Genomic DNA, 26,232 nt, shown 5'->3' on the forward strand with positions numbered 1-26,232 from the left:
TCGAGCGTTATAGCGCACAAGTCATCAGGAGGAGTCATGGATCTCACGCTTTATCTGGCGGCAACGCTAAAAAATTTACGCCAGGACCGCGGCTGGAGCCTTTCTCGTTTAGCAGAAGAAACAGGCGTGTCAAAAGCGATGCTTGGGCAGATTGAGCGCAGCGAATCCAGCCCGACGGTGTCGACCTTATGGAAGATCGCCACTGGCCTGAATGTGCCGTTCTCGACCTTTATTGCCCCGCCGGAAGGGGAAACGCCGCTGGCGTACGATCCCGAAAGCCAGGCGATGGTGGTCACTCCCATTTTCCCGTGGGATGAACAACTGCATTTCGACATGTTCTCGATTACCCTGGCACCGGGTGCGTTAAGCGAGTCCACTCCGCACGAGAAAGGGGTGATTGAGCATGTGGTTGTTCTTAGCGGCGCGCTGGATATGTGTATTAGCGGGCAGTGGAAGACATTAACCGCTGGCAGGGGGATACGTTTTGCCGGTGATGAGGCGCACGCTTATCGCAATAGCACATTGCAGACGGTGCATTTCCAGTCGCTGATCCACTATCCAAAAGAAAAAGCCGCAAGCAAGCCTGCGGCAAATAACGACGACGATTAACATTCAGACGACCCAAAATAACGCAGGGGACAGGCAGCCAGTAATGCACCTGCAACCTGAACTATCACGGGTACACAACGTGACAAGGCGTGTCCGAGTCACCACTTTACTGTTCAGCAAAACGCAGCGGAAATAGCAATTTCAACATTGCATTGCCAGCGTACGCAAATTCCCCCGGTCGCAGGTGGTGAAACGGCCCGCTTGTGACTACAATAGCCGCCATTTTGCACATAATGGATAACGACGATTGTATGCGCCTGCACCCCCATCACCTTGAACTGTTAAGCCCGGCCCGCGATGCCGCTATCGCCCGTGAGGCAATCCTTCACGGCGCGGACGCTGTCTATATTGGCGGTCCCGGTTTTGGCGCCCGCCATAACGCCGGAAACAGCCTGCGTGACATTGCCGATCTGGTGCCGTTTGCACATCGCTACGGTGCAAAAGTCTTTATTACGCTGAATACCATTCTTCATGATGACGAGCTGGAACCGGCGCAGAAATTGATTGGTGACCTTTATCAGGCAGGCGTTGATGCGTTGATCGTGCAGGACATGGGGGTGCTGGAGCTGGATATTCCGCCCATTGAGCTGCATGCCAGTACCCAGTGCGATATTCGCAGCGTTGAGAAAGCCAAATTTCTTTCCGATGTCGGCTTCAGCCAGATCGTACTGGCGCGCGAACTCAACCTCGAGCAAATCCGCGCCATTCACAGCGCAACGGATGCAACCATTGAGTTCTTTATTCACGGTGCGTTATGCGTGGCCTATTCCGGGCAGTGCAACATTTCTCATGCGCAAACCGGACGCAGCGCCAACCGCGGCGATTGCTCACAGGCGTGCCGTTTGCCCTACACTCTGAAAGATGATCAGGGGCGCGTGGTAGCGTATGAAAAACATCTGCTGTCGATGAAAGATAACGACCAGACCGCCAACCTGGCAGCGCTTATCGACGCGGGCGTGCGCTCCTTCAAAATTGAAGGGCGCTACAAAGATATGAGCTACGTGAAGAACATCACCGCGCATTATCGCCAGATGCTCGATGCGATCATTGCCGATCGCGGTGACCTGGCGCGGGCATCCGCCGGGCGTACCGAGCACTTCTTTGTTCCGTCGACCGACAAAACCTTCCATCGCGGTAGTACGGACTACTTCGTTAATGCGCGTAAAGGCGATATCGGTGCATTTGATTCGCCGAAGTTTATCGGTCTGCCGGTGGGTGAAGTGCTGAAAGTGGGCAAAGATCACCTCGATGTGGCGGTGACCGAGCCGCTGGCGAATGGCGATGGCCTGAACGTGCTGGTGAAACGCGAAGTGGTCGGGTTTCGCGTCAATGTAGCCGAAAAGACGGGAGATAATCGCTATCGCGTCTTCCCGAATGAAATGCCGGAACTGCTGAAAACCCTGCGTCCGCACCATCCGCTGAACCGTAACCTCGATCATAACTGGCAGCAGGCGCTACTCAAAACGTCCAGCGAGCGGCGTATTGGTGTGGATATTGAGCTTGGCGGCTGGCAGGAGCAACTGATTCTGACGCTGACCAGCGAAGATGGCGTAAGCGTAACGCATACGCTGGAGGGGCAGTTCGACGAAGCCAATAATGCAGAAAAAGCGCGGGAAAACCTGAAAGAGGGCCTGAGTAAACTGGGGCAAACCCGCTATTACGCACAAACGGTAGCGGTCAACCTGCCAGGCGCGTTATTTGTGCCTAACAGTCTGCTCAATCAACTGCGCCGTGAAACGGTGGAGATGCTGGAAGAGGCGCGCCTGGCGAGTTACCAGCGCGGCAGCCGTAAACCCGTGGCGACACCCGCGCCTGTTTACCCGGAAACCCACCTCTCTTTCCTGGCGAACGTTTACAACCACAAGGCGCGTGAGTTTTATCATCGCTACGGCGTTCAGCTCATCGATGCTGCGTTTGAAGCCCATGAAGAGAAGGGCGATGTACCGGTGATGATCACGAAGCATTGCCTGCGTTTTGCCTTTAACCTGTGCCCGAAACAGGCGAAAGGGAACATCAAGAGCTGGCGCGCGACGCCAATGCAGTTGATCCACGGTGATGAAGTGCTGACGCTGAAATTTGACTGCCGCCCGTGCGAAATGCACGTGGTGGGCAAGATTAAAAACCACATACTGAAAATGCCGCTCTCCGGCAGCGTGGTGGCGTCGATAAGCCCTGATGAGTTGCTGAAAACACTGCCGAAAAACCGCTAAAAGAACGGGTGGCTTAGCCACCCGTTTTGCTTAACGCGGATCTTCCGGCATTGGCGGTTTCTTCTCGTCACGCTTTGGCGGCTTCGCCGGTTTATGTTTCGGCGGCAGCGGTTTTTTCTCTGCTTTGTGGTGTTGCTGGCCCGGGGCGTTTTCCGGCGGCAATGGTTCATGGTCTGCGGCAAACACCATCGAAGAGACGCTCACCGCCAGGATGGCAGACACGCGTGCAATCTTTTTCATACGACTTCCTTTCTCACTCTGTATTGCGTCGCCGTGAATTTGACGCCAAAAAAGTGAAGGAATGATGGAGTTAACCCCCTGTGGGAGTATGCCAGGCAGAGGGCGTTTGATAGCGCCAGTAGGGCGGCGAACCGAAACTCGCCAGTAAGAAATCAATCACTGTGCGGGTATTGAGCGACGGGTATCTCCCGCCAGGATAAAGCAGCCACAGCGATTGTTCTGCCGCGGAGTAGGTCGGTGAAAATTCCGGCAACAGATCAACCAACTCACCGCGATTCAGCATTTCACCCACCTGCCAGTCCGGGTAAAGCAGGATCCCGGCGTCATTGTTCGCTGCCTGGAGTAACAATTCGGCATTGTCGGAGACGATTTTTGCCTGTGGTGAAAACTGATAGTGCTGCTCACCGGTATGAAAACGCCAGCGCTGCAGACCCGTTTTCCCACGATAGGCCAGCAACCGATGCTGTTGTAACGCTTCCGGGGATTCTGGTCGTCCAAAACGACGAAGATAAGCGGGTGTGGCCACCAGGTGACAACGCTGGCTGGCGATCAGCCGGCCGTGAAGTTCTGAATCTTTCAAAGAGGCGATGCGTAACAGCAGATCCGTCCCATCGGCAAACGGGTCGATGTAGTCATCATTCAGGTTGAGTTCAATGTTCAGTGCCGGGTAACGCTCACTCAATTCACTGATACGCGGCCCAATATGCCGCAAGCCAAAGGATATCGGCGCGTTAATGCGAATGCGGCCGCCGGGTTGGTCGCGCCTTTCGCCAACCTGTATTTGCGCATCGGCAAGTTGCTGAAGCATGGTACGAAAAGCATCGGCATAGATATGACCCGCATCGGTGGCAATGACCGCGCGCGTGTTGCGATACAGCAATTGCGTTTCCAGCGCCTCTTCCAGTTGCTGAACAACACGTGAAAGCGACGACGCGGCAAGACCTTCGTTACGTGCCACTTCCGACAAATTCCCTTCACGCACAATGGCGAGAAACAGGTGCATCGAACGGGCGCTAATCTGGCTGAGTGATTTCATTTTTGCGTAATCTGCAATGGTCTATAGCGCATTGTAGTGTTTTTACGCACAGAATTCATCGCTAAGCTACGCGAACGATAAGCACCGGAGAGTATGATGAATCACACAGTTTTGGCATTTGATGAAACCGTTCGCCAGCGTTCTTCCGTCCGCGCGTTTTTACCCACCCCGCTCAGTGATGCGCAAATCCGCGCGGTATTGCAGGATGCGCAATATTCACCGTCAAACTGCAACACGCAGCCGTGGCACGTGCATGTGGTTTCCGGAGAGACGAAAACGCGGCTGGGAAAACTGATGACCGCGAACGATCTGGCGGGGGTCCAGACGCCGGATTTCAGCTTCTCCTATGAGGATTTTCACGGGGAGTATTTCGATCGTGCCCATGAGCAGGCACGCATTTACTATGAGGCACTCGGCATTGCCCGCGACGATAAAATCCGCCGCAAAGAAGCTTACTTACGTAACTATCAGTTTTTTAATGCGCCGCACGCCGCGTTTCTGTTTATGCCATCGTTTGGCGATAACATCCGTGTGGCCTCGGACATCGGTATGTATGCGCAGAGTTTTTTACTTTCGCTCACTGCGCGCGGTTTTGCCGGGATCCCGCAAACCCTGCTCGGCTTTCACGCCGATATGATCAGAAAGGAATTGGGTGTTTCCAGCGACTATCGCCTGTTATTCGGCATCTCGTTTGGTTATGCCGATACGACCGCGCCTTCGGCGCAAGTCCGTATGCCGCGTATTCCTGTCGAACAGAGTGTGGTGATGCACGGGTAAAACAGCAGGTTTACAGAGACGCTAATCGCGAACATTAGCGTCTCTGTCTGGGATCAAGCAGCACAAAGTGCGCGAGCGCTCTGTTTCCATTGATCAACTTGTGTGGGATGCAGAAAAGAGAAGTAGACGGTGATGTTGTCGGGAAGGATGTTTTGCAGTGCTGGCAGACAATTGGCTTCACAAGGCCGCAGTTCAATGTAAGCACTGGTGATTGGCAGAACGATGTTGGTGCTGTCAGCGCGTTCAATACGCCGGATCGCCGCCATCAGCGCGGCCATTTCTCCGTGCAGTTTCACCCAGTTGTGCGCGTAGATATTTGGTGGCATTTCGACCTGCATCTGGCTATTACCAAACGCATAGCGGGCGTTACCGCGCAGCGTGTATTCAATGGTCGCGCAGCACGATTCCGGGCCAAACCCCTCATGCCGGACCAGTTTCTTTTTGTCTTCCAGCGTGCGACGAACAATCGGATAGCCCGAGTTGAGATCGTAAGGCGTCTGAACAAGGTTAATCATCATCTCTCCCTAACTGCATGAAAAAGCGCGGCTCTAATCAAAATCAGATAACAAAAAAGCGTAGTGAATGATCCCGGCTATTTCTAGCCGGGATCATCGTTGCTTCGTAATTGTCAGTGTGATTTAAACCCCGCCGCCGACATCAGGAGCCGGAAAACCATACTGACCGCGAACAGCGCCATAACACTGCCACCCCAGATTAATAGCATCCAAATCAAGCGGTTCAGGAAGGTTTGTTTCATCAGTGATACCCCTCGCCAGGTTGCACTTTGCCGCGGAACACGTAGTAGCTCCACAACGTGTAAATCAGAATAATTGGAATGATCAGCAGCGCGCCGACCAGCATAAAGCCCTGGCTCTGCGCGGGTGCTGCCGCCTGCCATAGGGTGATATCTGGCGGAATAATGTGTGGCCAGATACTGATGCCAAGGCCGCTAAAACCAAGGAAAATCAACCCCAGTGTCTGTACAAAAGGCAAGGTGTGGTAATCCGGATTGCTGAGGCTACGCCATAACCAAAGACTCAGCGCTACCACCAACAGCGGTACCGGTGAGAAGAAGTAGAGGTTTGGCAGACTAAACCAGCGATCGGCAATCGCCGCATGTGTCAACGGCGTCCACAGGCTGATAACAGCAATAACCGCCAGCAGCGCCAGCAATAAACGCTTCGATGCATGACGCATTTTTTCCTGTAACGGGCCATTGCTTTTCATCACCAGCCAGCTTGCCCCCAGCAAGGCATAGGCGATCACCAGGCCCACGCCGCAAAACAGGGTGAAAGGTGTTAACCAGTCCAGCGCACCGCCGCTGTAACTGCGCCCGGTGACGGAAAAGCCATTAATGACCGCTCCAACCACTACGCCCTGGGCAAACGTAGCAAGCAGTGAGCCCGACAAAAAAGCTTTATCCCAGAACGGTCGATGTGCAGGCGTGGCTTTAAAGCGGAATTCAAACGCCACGCCGCGGAAAATCAGCCCCAGCAGCATCAGCGTTAGCGGAATGGTCAGCGCATCCACAATCACCGCATAAGCCAGCGGAAATGCGCCGAACAATCCCGCGCCACCCAGCACCAGCCAGGTCTCATTGCCATCCCAGACCGGTGCAACGCTGTTGACCATCACATCCCGCTCATCGGCATCACGCGTCAGCGGAAAGAGAATGCCAATACCGAGATCAAAACCGTCCATCACGATGTACATCAAGGTGGCGAAGACAATAATGACGAACCAGATTAACGACAGATCGATACCCATTAGTGACTCTCCTTATGCCACGCCTGCGGGCCGTGGGTGATCAGGCGCACCATATAGCTGTAGCCGACGCCAAAAACCGAACAGTAGACAATAAAAAACGCCAGCAGGCTGAGGCTCATGTGCAGGTCGCCATGTGCCGAAACCGCATCTGCCGTACGCAACAAACCGGACACGACCCACGGTTGTCTGCCAACCTCAGTGGTCACCCACCCGGCGAGAATGGCGATCAAGCCAGCGGGCCCCATCCACAAGGCAAAATGCAAAAATGGGCGAGACTGGTACAAACGCTGTTTGTAGCGCAACCACAGCGCGCCAACGCCCAGCGCAATCATCAGCACGCCCAGCCCGACCATCACGCGGAATGACCAGAACACCAGCGGCGCGTAAGGGCGATCTTCTTCAGGAAACTCTTTCAGCGCCGGAACCTGCTTGTCCAGGCTGTGGGTGAGGATCACGCTGCCCAGCGCCGGGATCGCCAGTGCGTAACGTGTGCGTTCCTGCGCCATATCCGGCAAGCCAAACAACAGCAGCGGGGTGGCTTCACCGGGCGGGTTTTCCCAGTGGCCTTCGATGGCGGCGATTTTTGCCGGTTGATGTTCCAGCGTGTTGAGTCCGTGCATATCGCCAACCATCGCCTGAATCGGGGCGACGATCAGCGCCATCCACATCGCCATGGAGAACATTTTTCGCATGGCGGGGGTGTCGTTACCGCGCAGTAAATGCCAGGCAGCGGAAGCGCCGACAAACAGGGCGCTACTGAGAAATGCCGCAATGGTCATATGCAGCAGACGATACGGGAACGAGGGGTTAAAGATCACCTTTAGCCAGTCGACCGGCACAACCTGGCCGTTTTCAATCACAAACCCTTGCGGTGTATGCATCCAACTGTTAGACGCCAGGATCCAGAAGGTAGACATCAGCGTGCCGAGCGCCACCATGCAGGTGGCAAAGTAGTGAAGACCCGGTCCAACTTTATTCCAACCAAACAGCATTACGCCCAGAAAACCCGCTTCAAGGAAAAACGCCGTCAGCACCTCGTAAGTGAGCAGTGGTCCGGTAATGCTGCCGGCAAACTGGGAAAAACCGCTCCAGTTGGTGCCAAACTGGTATGCCATCACCAGCCCGGAAACCACGCCCATTCCGAAGTTAACGGCAAAGATTTTCGACCAGAAGTGATAGAGCGTACACCAGTCCGGGTTGCGGGTTTTCAGCCACAGCCCTTCAAGCACCGCCAGAAAGCTGGCGAGACCGATGGTGATCGCCGGGAAAATAATGTGAAAAGAAACCGTGAAGGCGAACTGTATTCTCGCCAGGTGAAACGCGTCTAAACCAAACATGCACAACCCCAAATCAAACGTTGTGGTGATTATGTTAATGAGCGCGAGCCTGAACTTGCAGAAACAGATTAGGGAAATTTTTCCATAACAGTTGCTCTGATAATGCTGTTTAGTGGCATCTGATATAGCTACGCTGTTTCAGTGCCAATACGGGTAGGGCGTGTGGCGTGGTAGCCAAAATGTCTCTGTGTTAGATTTATTCTCTTCTAAGATTTTACCGGGTTATGAATGGATCATAACCGTTAAGCCTGACTTCTCACCGGAAGGAGATGGACGTTGAAGGTTTATTTTTGCAATTCACTCGCGATTGACGGGCCAGAGGGTTTGTATTTGGTACCGGATAATATCGTCACTAACCACAGCGCACAGTGGAATGATTTCGGCTTTGAGATGATGTTTGCAGTTCATTATCACAGTCGTCGCCAAGAGACAGAATATATTGGTATGGCGCGATTTTTATGTCGCAGCCGGATGAATACCGCGAGTTATTTTACTGAGCACGGCGAGATTGTGCGTTCAGGGTTGTATGATATATCAAGGTTTATGCGCATCGATAATATCATCTCGCTAGGCAATGAGATTGATTATTACAAGATGCTGAATTTCTTGAGAATGGAGTATCGTCTTGAACCGCTGGTGCTATTGAATAATTTATGCGACGCCAGCTATTACGCTCTGTTCCATAGTGAAACAGGCTTCAAAACATGGAACGGTTATAAAAATGCCTTTCTGCGCAATAAAACGACAGCGGAAACTTTATTAACAAAAGGGGTGAGTATCGCTGCGCCTGGCGCTATCGAGTTAGCCCATCAAGACCTGACAATAGAAGAACTGGATCTACCTGAGACATTCGAACCGGTTAAATTTTCTTTCAGCCGCCGACGCAGTGGCGAGCTGACCGATAACATTAATATTATTATCGGTAAAAACGGGCTTGGTAAGACCCTGGTGTTGAAAGAAATCATCAATAGCATCGCCGGGATCTCATTAGACAAAACCAACAATGGTAAATTCCTCAAACTCATTGTCGCCGCTTTCAGCCCCTTTGAAAATTTCCCTCATCGTGAAGAAATTCTCGATGAGATTGAAAAATTAGAACCCATCCAGATTCGCTCGTCAGAAGAAGAAGCCCGGCGTATAAAAATGCTCGACGCGTATACCTATATCGGTTTTCGCAACCCGCAACGGGTATTTGATACCGAGTGGCCAAAAGCGCAGTCGGTGATTGCGCTGCAAAAAATACTTGAGCATGAAAAAGTCTCTGCAAAACTCAAAGAGACCTCCCGGTTTACACTGCTGACGCAGACCCTTCGCCGGGCGCTCTCCTTTGATCATATTGCCTTAACCGACAAAAATGGGTTTCAGATCATCGTTGATCCGAACGACGATATCGACTTTGATGCCATCAATCTAAAAGCAGGCTTGTCTTTTATTCGCAATGGCGACGAAAAAGCCATGAGCTCAGGCCAGCTAATGTACGCCTATATGATACCGCCGCTTATCGCCCACATTGAGGATGAGAGCCTGGTGCTGATTGATGAGCCGGAGCTTTACCTGCACCCGGAACTGGAAATTGGCCTGATCAAGATGCTAAAAACCCTGCTGCGTGAAACGCGTTCCTATGCAGTGATTGCCACCCACTCAGCGCTGATGGTACGAGAAATACATAAAAACCGCGTCACCATTTTGCAGGAAGGAAACGCGTCACAGCATTCGACACGCGTGATGCAACCGCAAAGCGAAACCTTTGCCGCGTCTATTGAGCAGATCATTGGCGAAGCATTTAACGATTACTTCAGCAGCAAGCCGTTTGAAGAAGAGATCGATGCGCAAATCAGGAAATATGACTCTGCTGAAGAAGCAATAAGAATATTGTTCCCGAAATTGGGTTCAGACGGACAACAATATCTTTTCAGCAAGCTGGATAATTCACATTATACGTTGGGGGACAGGGATGAAAGCACTGAGCCATATGCGGATCCCGAATGATGACAGTTGGTTAGCGCTGGCGCTGGATTCTGACAAAGATAAAGTTCCACAGTTGCTTGCTATTTCTGCACGTTTACGTGTTCGCTACCCTCAGTATGATCGTATTATTCAAAGGTACACAGTCAGGCCAGCGAACAGTATTTTCAAGAATGGCGATGATTTTGGGCCTGAAAAAGAGTTATTAAACCATTTTTACAATTTTGCACCTGCAAACCTGGGTGCTGAGTTAACGCGCCGTCGTAATAATAATGACCTTTCTGAATGCCCTTATTGTGGCTACCCGGAAAAACCTAACACGCTGGATCATTTTATCCCTGAAAGTGACTGGCCTGAGTTTTCCATTTATCCCGATAACTTAGTTCCGCAATGCATATATTGTGCGCGAATTAAAAGCAAACGCTATTACTCAGACGATGAAAGGCGATGCTTTTTTATTCATCCCTTTTATTCCGCTCTCCTTGAAGGGACACGCTTTGTCATTCAACTCTCATTAAGGCGTATTGAGCCGGATACGGTCACGGTAATAGGTGATCCGACATTCACTGTTCCTCCTGACACGTCGGAGGAAAATCGCAGACGCATTAAATTGCATATCGATAGTTTACGTATTGCTGAGCGTATCCGGGAATATTGTCAGCAAGAGCATAACAATCTCAAAAATTTTATTGAGAAAGGCAATCAAACCCATAACCCGGTCAATGTGGACGGCTACTGCCGGGCCAAACGCTACAGCGCGCTGGTGGCGGTGGGGATGACCGATCGCATTGCCGAACCTGATTATCCGCACTGGGCTTCAGCCTATTACGTGGCATTAATTCGCAATACGGCGGTGATGGATTACTACAAGAGTCTGGTGGTCGCACCGCCTGCGACGTCAATCGCGCCGGTTGCCAGAGCGGCCGCAAACGTGCCGCTGTAGAGGATTATTTGCAACATAATTATAACAGGCGCTGTTTTTTGTCGTAATATTCATAACTGATATGAAAAGGAACGCTCCCGTTATATGAAAAAATACCAGCGCCTGGCGCAGCAAATCAGTGAACAGATTGAACTGGGCGTCTGGCGGCCGGGAGAGAAACTGCCGTCGCTGCGTGAGCAGGTCACCAGCAGCGGGCTGAGTTTTATGACCGTCGGCCATGCGTACCAGTTGCTGGAAAGTCAGGGGCGGGTGATTGCTCGCCCGCAATCCGGGTATTTCGTTGCGCCCGCGCCGGGCACGCCTCGCGCGCCGGAGATGAAAGTGACCCGCGATGAAGCGGTGGATATCAACACCTATATTTTTGACGTGTTACAGGCAAGCTGTGACGCTTCCGTGTTGCCGTTCGGCTCCGCCTTCCCGGACCCCAAACTGTTTCCGATGCCGCAACTTAACCGCTCGCTGGCGAAAGTAAGCAAAAGCGCTGCCGCCATGAGCGTGATAGAGAACCTGCCACCGGGCAACAGTCAGCTTCGTCATGCCATCGCCCGGCGCTATGCCCGCCAGGGTATGAATGTCTCGCCGGATGAAATCGTGATTACCGCCGGGGCGCTGGAGGCTCTGAATCTCAGCTTACAAGCCGTCACGGAGCCAGGCGACTGGGTGATTATTGAAAGCCCGTGCTTTTATGGCGCATTACAGGCGCTGGAACGCCTGAAACTGAAAGCGTTGTCGGTACCAACAGATGTGAAAGAGGGCATTGATCTGGATGCGCTGGCGCAGGCGCTGACAGAGTACCCGGTCAAGGCATGCTGGCTGATGACCAACAGCCAGAACCCGTTGGGTTTTACCCTCAGCGCGGAAAAAAAAGCGCGACTGGTCGCGCTGCTGGCCGCGCATAACGTCACGCTGATTGAAGATGATGTTTACAGCGAACTCTATTACGGCCGTGAACAGCCGTTGCCTGCCAAAGCGTGGGATAAACAGGAGATAACGCTGCACTGCTCCTCGTTTTCCAAATGCCTGGTGGCGGGGTTTCGTGTGGGCTGGGTCGCGGCAGGTCGCCATGCGAAGCGCATTCAGCAACTGCAACTGATGAGCACCTTATCTACCAGTTCTCCGCTGCAACTGGCACTGGTGGACTATCTCTCTACCCACCATTACGACGCCCATCTGCGCCGCCTGCGCAGGCAACTTGCGGAGCGTAAACATCTGGCCTGGCAGGCATTGCTGCGCCATTTACCGCCAGAGGTGAAAATTTACCGTAACGAAAGCGGCTATTTTTTATGGCTCGAATTGCCCGCCGGTCTGGATGCGGGCGTTCTGAGCCAGCGAGCGCTGGCACACCATATCAGTATTGCGCCGGGCAAAATGTTTTCGACCACGGATAACTGGCGATCGTTTTTCCGCTTTAATTGTGCCTGGTCGTGGGGCGATAAAGAAGAACGCGCGGTCGTTCGCCTGGGGGAATTAATCCGCGACATGTTGAAATAAACGTCGGCAAGTTGTTCTTATTTTCTGAAGACACCATTCTCATTTTAAAAATAGCGACGGCGTAAACAGAGGTTACGTCGTCATTATTTTCTGCGCTTTCGTTGTGTGTATTCATAGGAAATGTGAATAGCAACACAGATTAACGTGCCATCGCTAACCCCTTGTCTATACTCTAAAAGACCGCGGCTTATTATTTTCATAATTAACGTAATGCGGAGTCAGTCACATCCTGGCGAAATTTCTGATGGGCGACGTTCAGCCCGTCAGGCCGCCGACTATTTTTAGTAAGGGAGATATATTTACGGCAAGGCTGCCGCTCATTTTTCATTGCGACAGGAGTAAAACCGATGAGCAAGAAATTTGCCCGCAGCAGCCTGTGTGCGCTGGGTATCACTGTGATGACTGCACACGCAGCCGTGCCAACGGAAGTGGGACCCGGAGAAGGGCGGCTGGATATTATTGCCTGGCCGGGTTATATCGAGCGCGGCCAGACGGATAAGCAATATGACTGGGTCAGCCAGTTTGAAAGCGACACAGGCTGCGCGGTGAACGTGAAAACCGCCGCCACCTCCGATGAGATGGTCAGCCTGATGGCGAAAGGCGGTTATGACCTGGTCACCGCCTCCGGCGATGCCTCGCTGCGATTGATCATGGGTAAGCGTGTGCAGCCGATTAACACGGCGCTTATCCCGAACTGGAATACCCTCGATCCGAAGCTGGTGAAAGGTCAGTGGTTCAATGTGGACGGTAAGGTTTACGGCACGCCCTATCAGTGGGGCCCGAACCTGCTGATGTACAACACCAAAACCTTCCCGACACCGCCAGATAGCTGGTCTGTGGTTTTTGTGCAGCAAAATCTCCCCGACGGTAAAAGCAACAAAGGCCGCGTACAGGCTTACGATGGCCCCATCTACATTGCCGATGCGGCGCTGTTCCTGAAAGCCACACAACCGCAGCTCGGCATCAGCGATCCCTACCAGCTTACAGAAGCGCAATACCAGGCGGTGTTGAAAGTGCTGCGCGATCAGCATCTCCTGATCCACCGTTACTGGCATGACACCACCGTGCAAATGAGCGACTTCAAAAATGAAGGCGTTGTGGCCTCCAGCGCCTGGCCTTATCAGGCCAATGCCCTGAAAGGTGAGAATCAGCCCATCGCCACCGTGTTCCCGAAAGAAGGGGTAACCGGCTGGGCCGACACCACCATGCTGCACGCACAGGCGAAACACCCAAACTGCGCCTACAAATGGATGAACTGGTCGCTGACGCCAAAAGTCCAGGGGGATGTGGCGGCCTGGTTTGGTTCACTGCCGGTGGTGCCACAAGGGTGTAAAGCCAGTGCCTTGCTGGGCGAAAACGGCTGTGAAACAAACGGCTACAGTTTCTTCGACAAAATCGCTTTCTGGAAAACACCGGTGGCTGAAGGCGGTAAATATGTGCCTTATAGCCGCTGGACGCAGGATTACATCGCCATTATGGGCGGCCGCTAATCTGCCGGGAGCGACGCATGACTGATGCAGTAGAGTTTCAGGATGTCTCCCGCCTGTATGGCGACATTCGGGCGGTGGACGGCGTGAGCATTGCCGTCCGCGATGGGGAATTTTTCTCGATGCTGGGGCCATCCGGCTCCGGCAAAACCACCTGTCTGCGACTGATTGCCGGTTTTGAACAACTGAGCGGCGGGGCGATCCGTATTTTTGGGCGTGAAGCCAGCGAACTGCCGCCGTGGGAGCGGGATGTGAACACCGTTTTCCAGGATTACGCGCTGTTTCCGCATATGTCGATCCTCGACAATGTTGCCTACGGATTAATGGTCAAAGGGATGGAGAAAAAACAGCGTCACGCCCGCGCCCGTGAGGCGCTGGAGAAGGTGGCGCTTGGCTTCGCGCACGGTCGCAAACCTTCGCAACTCTCCGGCGGGCAGCGCCAGCGTGTGGCTATTGCCCGCGCCCTGGTGAATGAACCCCGGGTCTTACTGCTGGATGAACCGCTGGGCGCACTGGATCTCAAGTTGCGCGAACAGATGCAACTGGAGCTGAAAAAACTCCAGCAGGATCTGGGCATCACCTTTATTTTCGTGACCCATGATCAGGGAGAAGCGCTGTCGATGTCTGACCGGGTGGCGGTGTTCAATAATGGCAAAATTGAACAGGTCGACACGCCGCGCGAACTCTATCTGCGTCCGCGTACGGCGTTTGTCGCCAGCTTTGTCGGCACCTCGAATGTGTTTGATGCGGCACTGGCGGGGAAACTGTGCGGTATGCAGGGCATGTACTCGCTACGCCCGGAGCATATTCGTCTGAACGCGCCGGGTGATATCGAAGTTGACGCAATCGTACAGGCAGTGCAATACCAGGGGGCGTCAACCCGCTTTGAACTGGCGCTGCCCGATGGCGTCAGGCTGCTGGTCAGCCAGGCCAATCTCTCCGATGCGTTATTACCAGAGACGCTGGCACCGGGGAAAGCAGTGCGGGCCGCGTGGTCGCGGGACGCGATGGTGCTACTCCAAGGAGCGGGGTGAGATGGAGATGAGCATCACCGGCAGGTCATCGCGCCGCGCCAGCCTTAGCGGGCTATTCTGGCGTAAACCGCTACTCGGGTTGTTGCTGTTACTCCTTGGCCCCCTGATGTGGTTTGGCATTGTTTACCTGGGGTCGCTACTGACCCTGCTGTGGCAAGGTTTTTACACTTTCGACGATTTTACAATGTCGGTCACGCCGGATCTGACTCTGGCGAATCTGTTGGCACTGTTTAATCCGGCCAATTACGACATCATTGTACGCACACTGATGATGGCGGTTTCGGTTACTGTGGCAAGCGCGATCCTCGCCTTCCCGATGGCGTGGTACATGGCGCGCTACAGTCGCGGAAAGTGGAAAGCCTTTTTCTATATTGCGGTGATGTTGCCGATGTGGGCGAGCTATATCGTGAAAGCCTACGCCTGGACGCTATTGCTGGCGAAAGATGGCGTTGCTCAGTGGTTTTTAAATCACCTTGGGCTGGAGCCTGTCCTGGCGTCGCTTCTTGCGCTGCCTTCAGTAGGTGGCAACACGCTGTCCACCTCCGGCCTCGGGCGGTTTTTGGTGTTCGTCTATATCTGGTTGCCGTTTATGATCCTGCCGATTCAGGCCGCGCTGGAGCGGCTACCGCCGTCGCTGCTGCAGGCGTCGGCGGACCTGGGGGCGCATCCGCGCCAGACCTTTCGTTATGTGGTGTTGCCGCTGGCGATCCCTGGTGTGGCGGCGGGATCGATATTTACCTTCTCGCTGACCTTGGGGGATTTTATCGTTCCGCAATTGGTGGGACCACCGGGCTACTTTATTGGCAACATGGTCTATTCCCAACAGGGAGCGATAGGCAATATGCCGATGGCCGCCGCCTTTACGCTGGTTCCAATCGTGCTCATTGCTATTTATCTGGCGTTTGTCAAACGCCTGGGAGCTTTTGATGCACTCTGACCGCGCACCGTTTTTGCTCAAAGTCGCCACCTGGGGTGGCGTTATCTTTCTCCATTTCCCGCTTTTGATTATCGCCATCTATGCTTTCAATACTGAGGATGCGGCATTCAGTTTCCCGCCGCAGGGTTTTACGCTGCGCTGGTTCGGCGTGGCGGCGGCGCGGGGTGACATCCTGGATGCAGTCACACTGTCACTGCAAATTGCCGCCCTGGCGACGGTTATCGCATTGATTCTTGGCACACTTGCTGCAATGGCCTTATGGCGCAGTGATTTTTTTGGTAAGAGCGCCATCTCGTTGTTACTGCTGTTGCCCATTGCGCTGCCGGGCATCATTACCGGGCTGGCGCTGTTAACCGCTTTTAAAACGGTCAATCTGGAGCCGGGCTTTTTTACCATTGTGGTGGGGCATGCGACCTTTTGCGTGGTGGTGGTATTTAACAACGTCATCGCCCGTTTCCGCCGCACCTCCTGGAGTCTGGTGGAAGCCTCAATGGATTTAGGCGCAAATGCCTGGCAAACCTTTCGTTATGTGGTGCTGCCGAATCTCGGTTCAGCGCTGCTGGCGGGGGGGATGCTGGCATTTGCGTTGTCGTTTGACGAAATCATCGTCACGACCTTTACCGCGGGCCACGAGCGCACCTTGCCACTGTGGTTGCTTAACCAGCTTGGTCGCCCGCGTGATGTGCCGGTCACGAATGTGGTTGCGCTGCTGGTGATGCTGGTCACCACCGTGCCTATTCTCGGCGCCTGGTGGCTAACCCGTGATGCGGAAACCGGCAAATAACTGACAACGCTGAAAGGACAGAACTATGCAACATCAATTGTTTATCAATGGCGAACTGGTTAACGGCGAAGGTGAGAAACAGGCTGTCTACAACCCGGCCACCGGCGAGGTGTTGCTGGAGATCGCAGAAGCCTCACCAGCCCAGGTCGATGCGGCGGTGCAGGCGGCAGACCGCGCCTTTGCCAGTTGGGGGCAAACCACGCCAAAAGCACGGGCGGAGTGCTTGCTGCAACTGGCGCAGGTCATTGAAGAGAATGCCGATACCTTTGCCCGCCTCGAGTCCCTCAACTGCGGTAAACCCTTTCATTGTGTGCTGAACGATGAACTGCCCGCTGTGGTGGATGTGTTCCGCTTTTTTGCTGGCGCGGCACGCTGCCTGAACGGGTTAGCCGCAGGGGAATATCTGGAAGGGCACACGTCGATGATCCGTCGCGATCCGATTGGCGTTGTCGCGTCGATTGCACCGTGGAACTACCCGTTGATGATGGCGGCGTGGAAGCTGGCTCCGGCGCTGGCGGCCGGTAACTGTGTGGTGATCAAGCCATCGGAAATTACCCCGTTAACCGCACTGAAACTGGCAGAGCTGGCAAAAGATATCTTCCCGGCGGGGGTACTGAACGTCCTGTTTGGTCGGGGGAAAACCGTTGGCGATCCGTTAACCGGCCACGAAAAAGTGCGCATGGTGTCGCTGACGGGATCTATCGCGACCGGTGAACACATTATCGGGCACACCGCGTCATCCATTAAGCGCACGCACATGGAGCTGGGCGGCAAAGCGCCGGTTATTGTGTTTGATGATGCCGATCTGGATGCGGTGGTAGAAGGCGTACGGACATTCGGTTTTTACAACGCGGGGCAGGATTGTACTGCGGCGTGCCGTATCTACGCGCAGAAAGGCATTTATGCCGCGCTGGTGGAAAAGCTGGGTGCCGCAGTTGCCAGTCTGAAAATGGGCGCGCCAGAGGATGCCTCAACGGAGCTGGGGCCGCTTAGCTCCGCAGCACACCTTGCACGGGTGAGCAAAGCCGTGGATGACGCTCGTGCACTGAGCCATATCCGCGTCATTACCGGCGGCAATAAAGGCGAGGGCGCGGGCTACTATTACCAACCGACGCTGCTGGCGGGGGCGAAGCAGGAAGATGCGATTGTGCAGCGCGAAGTGTTTGGGCCCGTGGTCAGCATGACTGAGTTCGACAACGAAGAGCAGGTGCTGGGCTGGGCGAATGACTCACAGTATGGCCTGGCGTCTTCGGTGTGGACGAAAGATGTCGGGCGGGCGCACCGTCTCAGCGCGCGGCTGCAATATGGCTGCACCTGGGTCAATACGCATTTTATGCTGGTGAGTGAAATGCCCCACGGTGGGCAAAAACTTTCTGGTTATGGCAAAGATATGTCGCTGTATGGTCTGGAAGATTACACCGTGGTGCGTCACGTTATGATCAAGCATTAACAGAATTATCGGCTGCCAGGGAAGGCAGCCAAATCCTTATATTTTTGAGGTATATCTCATAGTCTGTTTTCGTGCTGTTATTATGCGCAAGAAACTGGTTTAATCATCATCAGCCACCAGCGGAATGGCAAAATATAAGTTTTTAAATAATACCGCACTCAGACATCTTCGTTGCCCTGTCACATTAATGTCATTAACGCGACAAATCGCAGTCATTACTGCCTTCGATAATGTCTGGCTTTTAAAAAAATCAGGCAGGGGAAATATACCTATGAGTAAAACAGTGGTCGTGCTCGGTCCGGGCGGGACGTCTGAGTTTCTGACGGTTGCAGACGGTGAAACTTCTATTCCGTGGGCACTGGAAGGGCCCAATGGCGATGCAACACGCGGCGCCATGCCTATCGAAACCTATTATTGCGAAGGCGAAGAGTTTTATTTCGCACGCATCGAGAATATGTTGCATGGCGAAGTGATGTCATCGCCGCTCAATTAAAATTCAATAAAAAAAGAAGGGCTCTGATGAGCCCTTCTTTTTATAATAATTCGCATGCTTATCTTTTCAAAAAGACTTCATTTTCGCGAGGGGCCCAGTCTTTCTCCGAAAAGTCGTAGGTGGGCAGTGGCTCGTCTTTGATTCCCTGGGAACGCAGCACGGCGCGAACTTCCGCAGGTAAGTTTTCATCGCGGAAGAGTTCAGCCAGTACAAACATGACGTCGAGAAACGAGAGTTGCTTTATTTCAAAGGGTTTCCAGCCGGTGCGTTTGTGAATCAAATGATACAATGCTTCTTCGCCGGAGAGCGGCACGAAACTGCTGGCATATTTTTCCCGATGGCGCGCGAGTAGCGATTCAAGAATAAATATCTGCGCAGTGCGCTGGCGGGCTGCATGCGCCCGTGGACTGTCAGTGGTCACATCGTTGTACGTTATGTCATTGTTTTCACGTACCCGAACTTCTATGGCTTGCCACAGATCGTCGTATTTCTGCATAACCTTACCTTTTTCTCCTGAAGTATGACTTGCTGCCAGACAATAACAGAGTTACGCGATCGTCGCCAAACTTCAGGGTGCTATTCAACATCATCGTTTATATTTTAATTTTACCTTAAATTAAATTTTTCTCCACAGACAATGTTCTCTGTTTTTATAGATTACGTCGCCGTAAAAACCCGCAGAATAATTTGCGTTTAATCAATGCTTATTCACTATGTGAATACTACTGTATAAACTCATACCTTCTCTGGATGCATATAATGAACAGGAATGCAGTGTTGTGCGGGGTGATCGCGGCTGTGAGTATGCTGATGACATCAGAAGGACTGGCAAAAACACAGGCGCTTTCCGACGCACAGGTTAAAAAAGAGATTATCGCCGAATCGATCGCCAACTACCCTGGCCCTTGTGCGTGTCCTTATAACCAGGCGCGTAATGGTAGCGCCTGCGGTAAACGCAGCGCATGGAGCAGAGCGGGGGGATACTCACCCATTTGCTATGCAGACGAAGTGACGAAAGAGATGATTAAAACGTGGCGCGAACGACAGCGGTGATCCGTTCGTTACGGGCAAGCCGGGTGAACAGAACACCCGGCTTTTTTATGCCCATCAGTGGGTTAGATCAAAATACGCGCCCATGAATTTCAGGTATAAGTAATTAAACTTGATATATGTCAACAAAAAGAGCATATTGCGCACGTTTTGTTACTTCCTGGTTAATGTTTGCTATGTCGCTCTATCAAAAAATGTTGGTTTTCTACGGTGTTATGGCGCTGATTTGCGCATTTATTACCTGGTTTCTTTCCCACGATCGGAAACGCATTCGTCTGTTGAGTGCTTTTTTGGTGGGTTCCACCTGGCCGATGAGTTTCCCGGTGGCGTTATTGTTTTCCCTCTTCTGAGTGAAGCGTGACGCTGAAAACACAAAAATCTTAAAAAAAGTGCAACATATGCCGCGGATGTTTTACCTAAGGACAGGAGACAGACGTTGGAATTATATACAAAGCTACTCATCTTTTACGGTGTTATGGCGGTCGTGTCCGGTGTAATAACGTATTTCCTTGCGAGTGATACCCGCAAAATTCGTATTCTCAGTGCCTTTTTAGTGGGTGCAACCTGGCCCATCAGTTTTCCTGTCGCCTTACTTTTTTCTCTGTTTTAACGTTTCTCGCCACTTTACTGGATTGCTGTATATAATTACAGTATTACGGTAAAGGAGAGACACATGAACAGTTTTTATTCGCAGCAGGCACAAGGGTGGGTTCGCTGGCAGGATCTGCCCGGTCACGGCGATCCGGTGGTTTTTATCCATGGACTGGGCTGCGCATCATCGTATGAATACCCGCGCGTGGTAACCGATCCAGCCTTCGGCGGCCGGCGCGCGATCCTTATCGATCTGCCCGGCAGCGGTTACAGCGAACGTCCGGCGAGTTTTTCCTACCGCACCAGTGAACAGGCGAAGGTCATCGTTGAACTCCTTGACTATCTGCAACTTGACGCTTGCTGGCTGTATGGCCACAGCATGGGTGGCAGTATTGCAATTGAAGTGGCTGCGCTGGTCCCACAACGGATTCGCGCGCTGGCGGTTTCCGAGCCCAATTTTCATGCCGGAGGCGGGGTGTTCAGCCGGGTGATTGCCGCTGAAGAGGAAGCCGAATTTGTCACCTGCGGTTACGCCATGTTATTAGGCCAGGAGAAAACACCGTGGGCAGGCAGCCTGCAAAGTAACGCGTCCTGGGCTATATGGCGTGGCGCGAAAAGCCTGGTTGACGGTATTGCCCCGTCATGGATGGCGTTGTTTAGCCGTTTTCCACGGCCAAAGACGCTGATTTTTGGTGAGTTATCGCTACCGGATAACGATGCTCAACAGGTGTTGGATCAAGGTATAGAGGTGCGGATCATTCCGCAGGCGGGGCATTCCATGTCATGGGAACAGCCCGCTGCGCTGGCACGTGCGCTGAGCGCCTTTATTGCCGAACATGAGTAAAACCCCCGGCACACCTGCGTGGCCGGGGGGTTTTTTAAGGCAGTAAGGTTTTGAGTTTCTTACGCGCGGCGGCAGAAACATCCAGCGGGTGGCTGTAGCCAATGTTTTCTGTCGCGCGATGGTAGAGAGCAACCAGCCAGTCGTAAACGTAGCGGGTCGCCGCATGAACCGGCTGCTCACTGAGTTTGGTTAAGCGAGCATCATTCATGCTTACCGCGGCGCTGGCAAAAATGGTGCTGCCTTTTTGTACGCGGCTGGCCGGGCGCTTGTCTTCCGGCACATCGGCATAACCCAGCCAGGCGACAAAGTTCCCTATCGCAGCGTACAACTGCGCGGCGCAGGCAGTATCGCGCTGCATCACTTTTTGCAGTTGCTCCGGCAGGTTAAGGCGATAGCTACTGATAATCACCGTCTCCGCCATATGGCGCAGTGCAGCGGGAGAAATGCCAAGGCGTGCTGCATTGTCGTCGTTACGGCTCCACTGGCGAACATGATTTACCCACAGCGCATGCGCCTGCTGCCCAATGTCTTTCGCCATCGGTTGCTGCTCCGTGTTTTCAGCGGACTCGGCAAACAGATCGATAGACTCATTAAACAGGCCGCTGACTTTCTCTTCACGGGGCTGCTGTACTTTCCACAGCGTATCGAACTGCTGCATATCCGGCAGTAAGCCTTCCAGCAACTCACCGTGCCGGGACGCCTGGCCTTGCAGTTCACGGACAACCGATTCCGCACGCGCACGCTGTACCGTAACTTCTCTGACCGGCGCAGCGGCCCAGCTTTGCAGCAGATCCCGCAGCGTTTGTTGATGACGCTCGGTCAGCGCTTTCAAACGGTTCTGGCGCAGACCCGGTGCGGTGGCCTGCGCCAGCCATTCCAACAGGCGTTGCAGGCTGCTGGCATCCAACGCCTGCAATGTGCCCCAGTGCTGGCCCGGTTTGCCAATTAATTGCTGAACGGCTTCGTCGAGGTTTTGCGCCTGGGTAAAACGCGCGTCCTGTGGCGTAATGGCCCAGACCAGACCCGGTAAGGCCGTTTCCTGACCGGATTGCGTCTCTTTAACCCAGTTCAGCAGGGCACGGGCTGTGACGCCTGTCGCTGCGCGTTCTGCGGTGGCATTACAGATCATCAGCACATCCGGTTGCAGACGCTGGCGATAATTGTCCAGCAGCCAGCGGCATTTACTGCGCCACAGCGGTTGCCCCTCCTGAGGACCCGGGGCCGGGATATCCAGAATATCCACCGAGGGCAGCACGCTGTTTTCAACCGGCAGCACCAGTTCACGGGTAATCAGGGCAAGGGTCGCCAGCGGCACGCTCACCGCATTTTGCAACTGGTCATTAGACCAGGGATGCACCACCACGTCGTCCTGAATCTCTTCAGAACGGTGTTCCGCCGGGGTGAGAAAACCGTCCGTCGGCAGGGCAAAATTATCCACCAGTACGCTAAGCGGGGCTGCCAGTTCGCTGGCGTTGCCGGTTTGATGCAGCGTATGGGCCAGCGACAACCACTGTTGCGTCAGCTCTTGCTGTTCACCCCATAGCAGCGACCAGGCGCTGGCGCGCGCGGTGAGATCCAGCGACGGCAGAAGAGAAGCGAACTGATGCCATAACGCATCGTCCATATGTTGCAGTGATGATGGCACCACCGAACGCCAGAAGCGGGCAATGGCGCCAATTTCCAGCGCCGAAATACCGGGAACCGCATTGGGCTGACGCAGGGTGCGCCATTTTGCTACCCGATCTTCAATAACGGATTTGTCCACGGCGCGCAGTTCCGGTTGCTGGCGTGCATGGGCGATAAAAACCTGCACCAGTTCAGCTTCGCTGAGAATGCGCAGACGCAGCGGAAAACTCTCATCCATCCCGCTTGTGCGCGGACTAAAACGCAACGCCATGCTGGTCAGCCCGTGCCCCGGATTAATATGGGTAAAGTAGTCCAGCGTTTTGTCGCCAGGGCGCACATTCAGCCGCCCGTTGCCAGTGCCACACAGCGCATTGAGCAAATGGGCTTTCGCCGCTTGCGAATGACCATACAACCCGATGGTGCAGGGAGCATCCTCCGCCTCTTTTAAGGCAGACTCTTCAGCAGCGGCGGTGGTCAGGCGCGCCAGCAGCGCATCGGCATCGTCGTCCAGCAACGGCGATAGCAGGCGGTTTTCGTTGATCCATGCCGTCAACGCTTGGGTAGTCTTTGCGCTCGCACTCATTTCAGGTACACACTCCCGCTGTCGATCCAGTAATGGCTTCCGCTATGGCGGCGATCGGCCAGCGTATTCAGTTTAAACGTTAACGCATCAGGGGCGACCGGTGTGCCATCCTGTAACCAGGCTTCGCTGAGGGCGAAAGATTCCGGCCCATGTTGTTTGTTACCACCGCTGAATTTCAGACGCACGTTCAGCACACCGTCTCCGGCAATGGCTTTCGCCAGTTCCTGAGAGTTGATACTCAACGTATAGAGCGGGGTGGCTGGCCAGCGGGCATTTGCCAGTTGGCGGAACCCCAACGTTACATTTCCGCGCAGCGGGAAGTGTAAACGCGCGTCCAGCTTCGCGCCCGGCTTATCTAAATCAATGTCGTGATACCAGATATTCTCGTCGCGCAGGGTGTTGACCACGTTATCCAGCACCCCGAGATAGCGCACGGTAGAGTAGGCGCCAATGTCCGCTGCTTTAAAGTTAAAGCGCGGCAGACGCAAATCCAGCGCCAGGCTACAGAGCATCGCGCCGACGGCCGCGGTGGATTTCGGGTTGCCAATTTTGCCTTGCTGGCTGAAGGGATACCACTCATGCACGCGATATTTATCCAGCCACACCATTCGGTTGACCGGCACTGGTTGTAAGTGGCGGATCAGCGCTTGTACGCCAGGCAGACAGCCAGGGCGGCCGGTAATGAGCAGCACGTCGCAGCAATAATGGCTGATGGCTTCGCACACTGCGTGGAGCGGGGCGGTAAGGGTGAACTGCCCGGCCAGCATGGCGTTTTGTAACTCCTGGAAATTCACCTGTAACGGAACATCCAGTACATCAAATTCAGCAGAACCCGCAGGCAGCGCATGATCAATGGCCTGCTTCAGGTAGTTCATCACATTGCGCGTTGGCTGTTGGGTAAGCAACTCGCCAAACGTGGCGTGCAACCCGGCCAGCGGATCGTTGATGTCGCTCTCTTCCCAGGCGGCAAGAATAGCATGGCCGATAGGCATAAAGAGTTGCAGCGTGGTTTGCTGGCGCAATACCGCCTGAGTATCAATACGGCCGGAATCGCCAAACAGGGCCGCCATAATCGCAGCGGCATCGGTGATCCCGGCTTTTTGCATGTGGGTTTGCAATGCAGGCAGAACGCAGCGCTGAATAACGTCCAGCAGAATGTCGTCCCCGGCCACTTTGAAACCTTCGCGGAACAACAGTTTCGGTGTAATTTTCACATTGCTGCCGGTTCCGTCATCCAACTGATAATGGGTGATCGCCATATCCGTGGTGCCGCCACCAATGTCCACGGAGGCAACACGCAGCGAACGACCCGGCGCGGCCTCCGGTGCGTCGGTGCGATCCGGGCGAGCGGTCGCGGCGAAGAATGTTTCGGTTTGCCCGGCAAAACGGGAAATGGCTTCGTTATACAACCACACCAGTTGCCCACAGCTCGCTTCGTCCCACTCCATTTGAATATGCGGCACCGGAACAACGCTTTTTTCCTGCTGTTTACGGTTGGCGAAATCTTCATCCTGCGGATGCCAGCCCATGGCTTTCCATACCAGCGCGATAGCTTCAAACATACGGCGGCGGAAAATTTCCCGCTCCTGTTTTGGCATTGCGGAGGGCAGGGTCAGAATGATGGTACGCAACTGGCGCGGCGAAGCCGGGAAACCAAGACGCAAGCGTGTGGCAACGCTGTTGATCTGCCCGAGCGCTTGCGCCAGCAATTCGCACAGCATATGGGTCATCAGCGTGCTGCGGCTGTACTGCGGTGAAAAGACCGGCAGACGCTCATCCAGCGGCAGGCTGTACAGCGGCTGGCCTTCGTCATTCATCAGGTTCATCAGCGGGAATGCAGTCGCCAGCGGTTCACGCTGGGTTTTGCTGTTCATCTGGCTAAAGCGCCAGTCCTGCAAGACCGGGGTTTCGTCCCACAAATAGCGGCGAGGGCTGGAGATCCCGCTGTTGCCTTCGGTGCCCAGACGTTGCATCGCCAGTTTGCGGGCTTCATCACCGACACGCACGATAGAGGGCCAGATAAACGCATCTTCACGCCCGCTCTCTACGGAAAAATGTTGCTTGCCGAAGCGGGCTTCTGAGAACTCAAGACGGCTGGTAAACAGTGGCTCATTGAGGAACTGCGGTTCACTCAGGGAACGCACCTGCAGTTCGGCAGTCTGACGCAGACCATCGTTAGCATCACCATGATCTTCAATAATCACGCCGCAGGTATGGGTGTTACCGACATCCAGAATCAAATCCACCGGGATCGCCGGGGTGCTCAGGGTATGGGTGACGATCTTCACTTCTGGCACCTGCAACTGCGTACCCAGCAGCGTCATCAGGTTCAACCAGTGCGCCTGGTACTCAAAACTGCGCAGCGCCTGGTTAATATCCCGCTCGCTACGGTTTTCGTTTTGCGTGGCCTGCTGAAAAGCTTCGCGCAACCAGCCGTCGACCCAGGTTTGATCGAGAAAATCCGCCACTTCGTCATCGCGCCAGGCCAGAGAGAAGCGGGTGCCATTAAGGATATCGTTCTCCAGCGGCGCAAGGCTGCCCGGCGAGAGATCGTTAATCTGGCTGTCGAGCGCCAGCGCCACGCGGTGCGTATTACCTGCGCTGTCCGGCTCGCTCAGTTTGCGGATCTGCACGCGCGCCCAGTTATCCGGGCCTTCAACAAAGGTACGCGGCGGGTTGAAGCGTAAAAAGGGAATCGGTAGCCAGACGCCGTCAAGCAGCGCCAGCGAATACTGTAACGCGTGGGTGCTTTCCGGTTTCACCACTTCTGGTTGGCCGCCGTCGCGACCGGGCAGGGTAAAGCGCCCGTTCAGCAGGTCGAAATCCAGACGCAGCAGCGGGCCGTTGGCGGTTTTACGGACGAACCGACCGCTGTTTGGCGGATCTTGCGGCGTCAGGCCGAAATCAAGAAATTGCACGCCGCTGTTGGCAATCAGCGTCACGCTCTGTTTGTAGTCGCAAAGATTAACCAGCATAAA

25 protein-coding genes are annotated in these 26,232 nt (G+C 54.0%); 16 read left to right on the top strand and 9 right to left on the bottom strand.

The window, feature by feature from the left end; all coding sequences use genetic code 11:
- The first annotated feature begins 36 nt into the window (after window positions 1-36).
- Together ABGA49_RS00515 and ABGA49_RS00520 are read left to right on the top strand one after the other, a co-directional pair.
- Window positions 37-609: an XRE family transcriptional regulator gene (locus tag ABGA49_RS00515; RefSeq protein ID WP_134318143.1), complete on the top strand. Its 573-nt coding sequence runs from the start codon at window positions 37-39 to the stop codon at window positions 607-609.
- A 251-nt stretch (window positions 610-860) separates the two neighbouring features.
- The gene (locus tag ABGA49_RS00520; protein WP_061496023.1) at window positions 861-2,819 is read left to right on the top strand and encodes a U32 family peptidase; all 1,959 of its coding nucleotides are present in this window, start codon (window positions 861-863) and stop codon (window positions 2,817-2,819) included.
- 30 nt (window positions 2,820-2,849) lie between these two features.
- Here ABGA49_RS00520 and ABGA49_RS00525 read toward each other — a convergent pair whose 3' ends face one another.
- Both ABGA49_RS00525 and ABGA49_RS00530 read right to left on the bottom strand, forming a co-directional pair.
- On the bottom strand, window positions 2,850-3,059 hold the full coding sequence (locus tag ABGA49_RS00525) for a hypothetical protein (RefSeq protein WP_061496020.1): 210 nt from the start codon (window positions 3,057-3,059) through the stop codon (window positions 2,850-2,852).
- Between the two features lie 70 nt (window positions 3,060-3,129).
- Window positions 3,130-4,095 carry a LysR family transcriptional regulator gene (locus ABGA49_RS00530; protein WP_088237592.1) on the bottom strand — a complete coding sequence of 322 codons (966 nt, stop codon included), beginning with the start codon at window positions 4,093-4,095 and terminating at the stop codon, window positions 3,130-3,132.
- Between the two features lie 96 nt (window positions 4,096-4,191).
- Between ABGA49_RS00530 and ABGA49_RS00535 the strand changes: the two genes are divergently transcribed.
- Complete coding sequence (locus tag ABGA49_RS00535) at window positions 4,192-4,872, top strand: nitroreductase (RefSeq protein ID WP_061496017.1); 681 nt, start codon at window positions 4,192-4,194, stop codon at window positions 4,870-4,872.
- A 53-nt stretch (window positions 4,873-4,925) separates the two neighbouring features.
- On the opposite strand, the gene ABGA49_RS00540 is transcribed toward ABGA49_RS00535, so the two are convergent.
- The 4 genes from ABGA49_RS00540 to ABGA49_RS00555 form a co-directional block, all read right to left on the bottom strand.
- Window positions 4,926-5,390 carry a hypothetical protein gene (locus ABGA49_RS00540; RefSeq protein ID WP_245191418.1) on the bottom strand — a complete coding sequence of 155 codons (465 nt, stop codon included), beginning with the start codon at window positions 5,388-5,390 and terminating at the stop codon, window positions 4,926-4,928.
- 110 nt (window positions 5,391-5,500) lie between these two features.
- Window positions 5,501-5,629, bottom strand: a complete 129-nt coding sequence (locus tag ABGA49_RS00545) for a DUF2474 domain-containing protein (RefSeq protein ID WP_071890023.1) — start codon at window positions 5,627-5,629, stop codon at window positions 5,501-5,503.
- Window positions 5,629-6,639, bottom strand: coding sequence for a cytochrome d ubiquinol oxidase subunit II (gene cydB / locus ABGA49_RS00550; protein WP_134318145.1), 1,011 nt, complete (start codon window positions 6,637-6,639; stop codon window positions 5,629-5,631). The genes ABGA49_RS00545 and cydB overlap by 1 nt, the downstream gene beginning before the upstream one ends.
- Entirely contained in the window at window positions 6,639-7,976 is a 1,338-nt protein-coding gene (locus tag ABGA49_RS00555) for a cytochrome ubiquinol oxidase subunit I (protein WP_347664955.1), read from the bottom strand. The genes cydB and ABGA49_RS00555 overlap by 1 nt, the downstream gene beginning before the upstream one ends.
- A 276-nt stretch (window positions 7,977-8,252) precedes the next feature.
- Between ABGA49_RS00555 and ABGA49_RS00560 the strand changes: the two genes are divergently transcribed.
- The 9 genes from ABGA49_RS00560 (at window position 8,253) to ABGA49_RS00600 (ending at window position 18,560) form a co-directional block, all read left to right on the top strand.
- Complete coding sequence (locus tag ABGA49_RS00560; RefSeq protein ID WP_347664956.1) at window positions 8,253-9,965, top strand: AAA family ATPase; 1,713 nt, start codon at window positions 8,253-8,255, stop codon at window positions 9,963-9,965.
- Window positions 9,931-10,884, top strand: a complete 954-nt coding sequence (locus tag ABGA49_RS00565; protein ID WP_347664957.1) for an HNH endonuclease — start codon at window positions 9,931-9,933, stop codon at window positions 10,882-10,884. Before ABGA49_RS00560 ends, ABGA49_RS00565 begins: the two co-directional genes overlap by 35 nt.
- A gap of 84 nt (window positions 10,885-10,968) precedes the next feature.
- Window positions 10,969-12,375 carry a PLP-dependent aminotransferase family protein gene (locus ABGA49_RS00570; protein WP_061496005.1) on the top strand — a complete coding sequence of 469 codons (1,407 nt, stop codon included), beginning with the start codon at window positions 10,969-10,971 and terminating at the stop codon, window positions 12,373-12,375.
- A 347-nt stretch (window positions 12,376-12,722) separates the two neighbouring features.
- Window positions 12,723-13,865 carry a putative ABC transporter substrate-binding protein YdcS gene (gene ydcS / locus ABGA49_RS00575; protein ID WP_088237587.1) on the top strand — a complete coding sequence of 381 codons (1,143 nt, stop codon included), beginning with the start codon at window positions 12,723-12,725 and terminating at the stop codon, window positions 13,863-13,865.
- A gap of 17 nt (window positions 13,866-13,882) precedes the next feature.
- Window positions 13,883-14,896 carry an ABC transporter ATP-binding protein gene (locus ABGA49_RS00580; RefSeq protein WP_061496002.1) on the top strand — a complete coding sequence of 338 codons (1,014 nt, stop codon included), beginning with the start codon at window positions 13,883-13,885 and terminating at the stop codon, window positions 14,894-14,896.
- Window position 14,897: 1 nt separating this feature from the next.
- Window positions 14,898-15,833, top strand: coding sequence for an ABC transporter permease (locus ABGA49_RS00585; RefSeq protein WP_134318148.1), 936 nt, complete (start codon window positions 14,898-14,900; stop codon window positions 15,831-15,833).
- Window positions 15,823-16,617 (top strand): ABC transporter permease, encoded by a 795-nt coding sequence (locus ABGA49_RS00590; RefSeq protein ID WP_061495999.1) that lies wholly within the window; start codon window positions 15,823-15,825, stop codon window positions 16,615-16,617. Before ABGA49_RS00585 ends, ABGA49_RS00590 begins: the two co-directional genes overlap by 11 nt.
- 25 nt (window positions 16,618-16,642) lie before the next feature.
- A complete protein-coding gene (patD, locus tag ABGA49_RS00595; protein WP_061495998.1) occupies window positions 16,643-18,067 on the top strand; it encodes an aminobutyraldehyde dehydrogenase in 1,425 nt (474 codons plus the stop codon).
- Between the two features lie 271 nt (window positions 18,068-18,338).
- Window positions 18,339-18,560 (top strand): hypothetical protein, encoded by a 222-nt coding sequence (locus ABGA49_RS00600; protein ID WP_347664958.1) that lies wholly within the window; start codon window positions 18,339-18,341, stop codon window positions 18,558-18,560.
- Between the two features lie 58 nt (window positions 18,561-18,618).
- Here ABGA49_RS00600 and ABGA49_RS00605 read toward each other — a convergent pair whose 3' ends face one another.
- Complete coding sequence (locus tag ABGA49_RS00605; RefSeq protein ID WP_061495995.1) at window positions 18,619-19,056, bottom strand: hypothetical protein; 438 nt, start codon at window positions 19,054-19,056, stop codon at window positions 18,619-18,621.
- 308 nt (window positions 19,057-19,364) lie between these two features.
- On the opposite strand from ABGA49_RS00605, the gene ABGA49_RS00610 reads away from it, so the two are divergent.
- The 4 genes from ABGA49_RS00610 to ABGA49_RS00625 all read left to right on the top strand — a co-directional run bounded on the left by ABGA49_RS00610 (window position 19,365) and on the right by ABGA49_RS00625 (window position 21,045).
- Complete coding sequence (locus ABGA49_RS00610; protein ID WP_245191420.1) at window positions 19,365-19,613, top strand: hypothetical protein; 249 nt, start codon at window positions 19,365-19,367, stop codon at window positions 19,611-19,613.
- Between the two features lie 173 nt (window positions 19,614-19,786).
- Window positions 19,787-19,960 (top strand): GhoT/OrtT family toxin, encoded by a 174-nt coding sequence (locus ABGA49_RS00615; RefSeq protein ID WP_071890708.1) that lies wholly within the window; start codon window positions 19,787-19,789, stop codon window positions 19,958-19,960.
- Window positions 19,961-20,046: 86 nt separating this feature from the next.
- A complete protein-coding gene (locus ABGA49_RS00620; protein ID WP_071890021.1) occupies window positions 20,047-20,220 on the top strand; it encodes a GhoT/OrtT family toxin in 174 nt (57 codons plus the stop codon).
- 63 nt (window positions 20,221-20,283) lie between these two features.
- Window positions 20,284-21,045, top strand: a complete 762-nt coding sequence (locus ABGA49_RS00625; RefSeq protein ID WP_347664959.1) for an alpha/beta hydrolase — start codon at window positions 20,284-20,286, stop codon at window positions 21,043-21,045.
- Window positions 21,046-21,079: 34 nt separating this feature from the next.
- Here the strand turns inward: ABGA49_RS00625 and ABGA49_RS00630 are convergent, their stop codons facing one another.
- Together ABGA49_RS00630 and ABGA49_RS00635 are read right to left on the bottom strand one after the other, a co-directional pair.
- Entirely contained in the window at window positions 21,080-23,254 is a 2,175-nt protein-coding gene (locus tag ABGA49_RS00630) for a virulence factor SrfC family protein (protein ID WP_347664960.1), read from the bottom strand.
- A complete protein-coding gene (locus tag ABGA49_RS00635) occupies window positions 23,251-26,229 on the bottom strand; it encodes a virulence factor SrfB (RefSeq protein ID WP_088237582.1) in 2,979 nt (992 codons plus the stop codon). The genes ABGA49_RS00630 and ABGA49_RS00635 overlap by 4 nt, the downstream gene beginning before the upstream one ends.
- Window positions 26,230-26,232: the final 3 nt, after the last annotated feature.

This window comes from Kosakonia sp. WA-90 (genome assembly GCF_039871955.1).
GTDB lineage: Bacteria > Pseudomonadota > Gammaproteobacteria > Enterobacterales > Enterobacteriaceae > Kosakonia > Kosakonia oryzendophytica.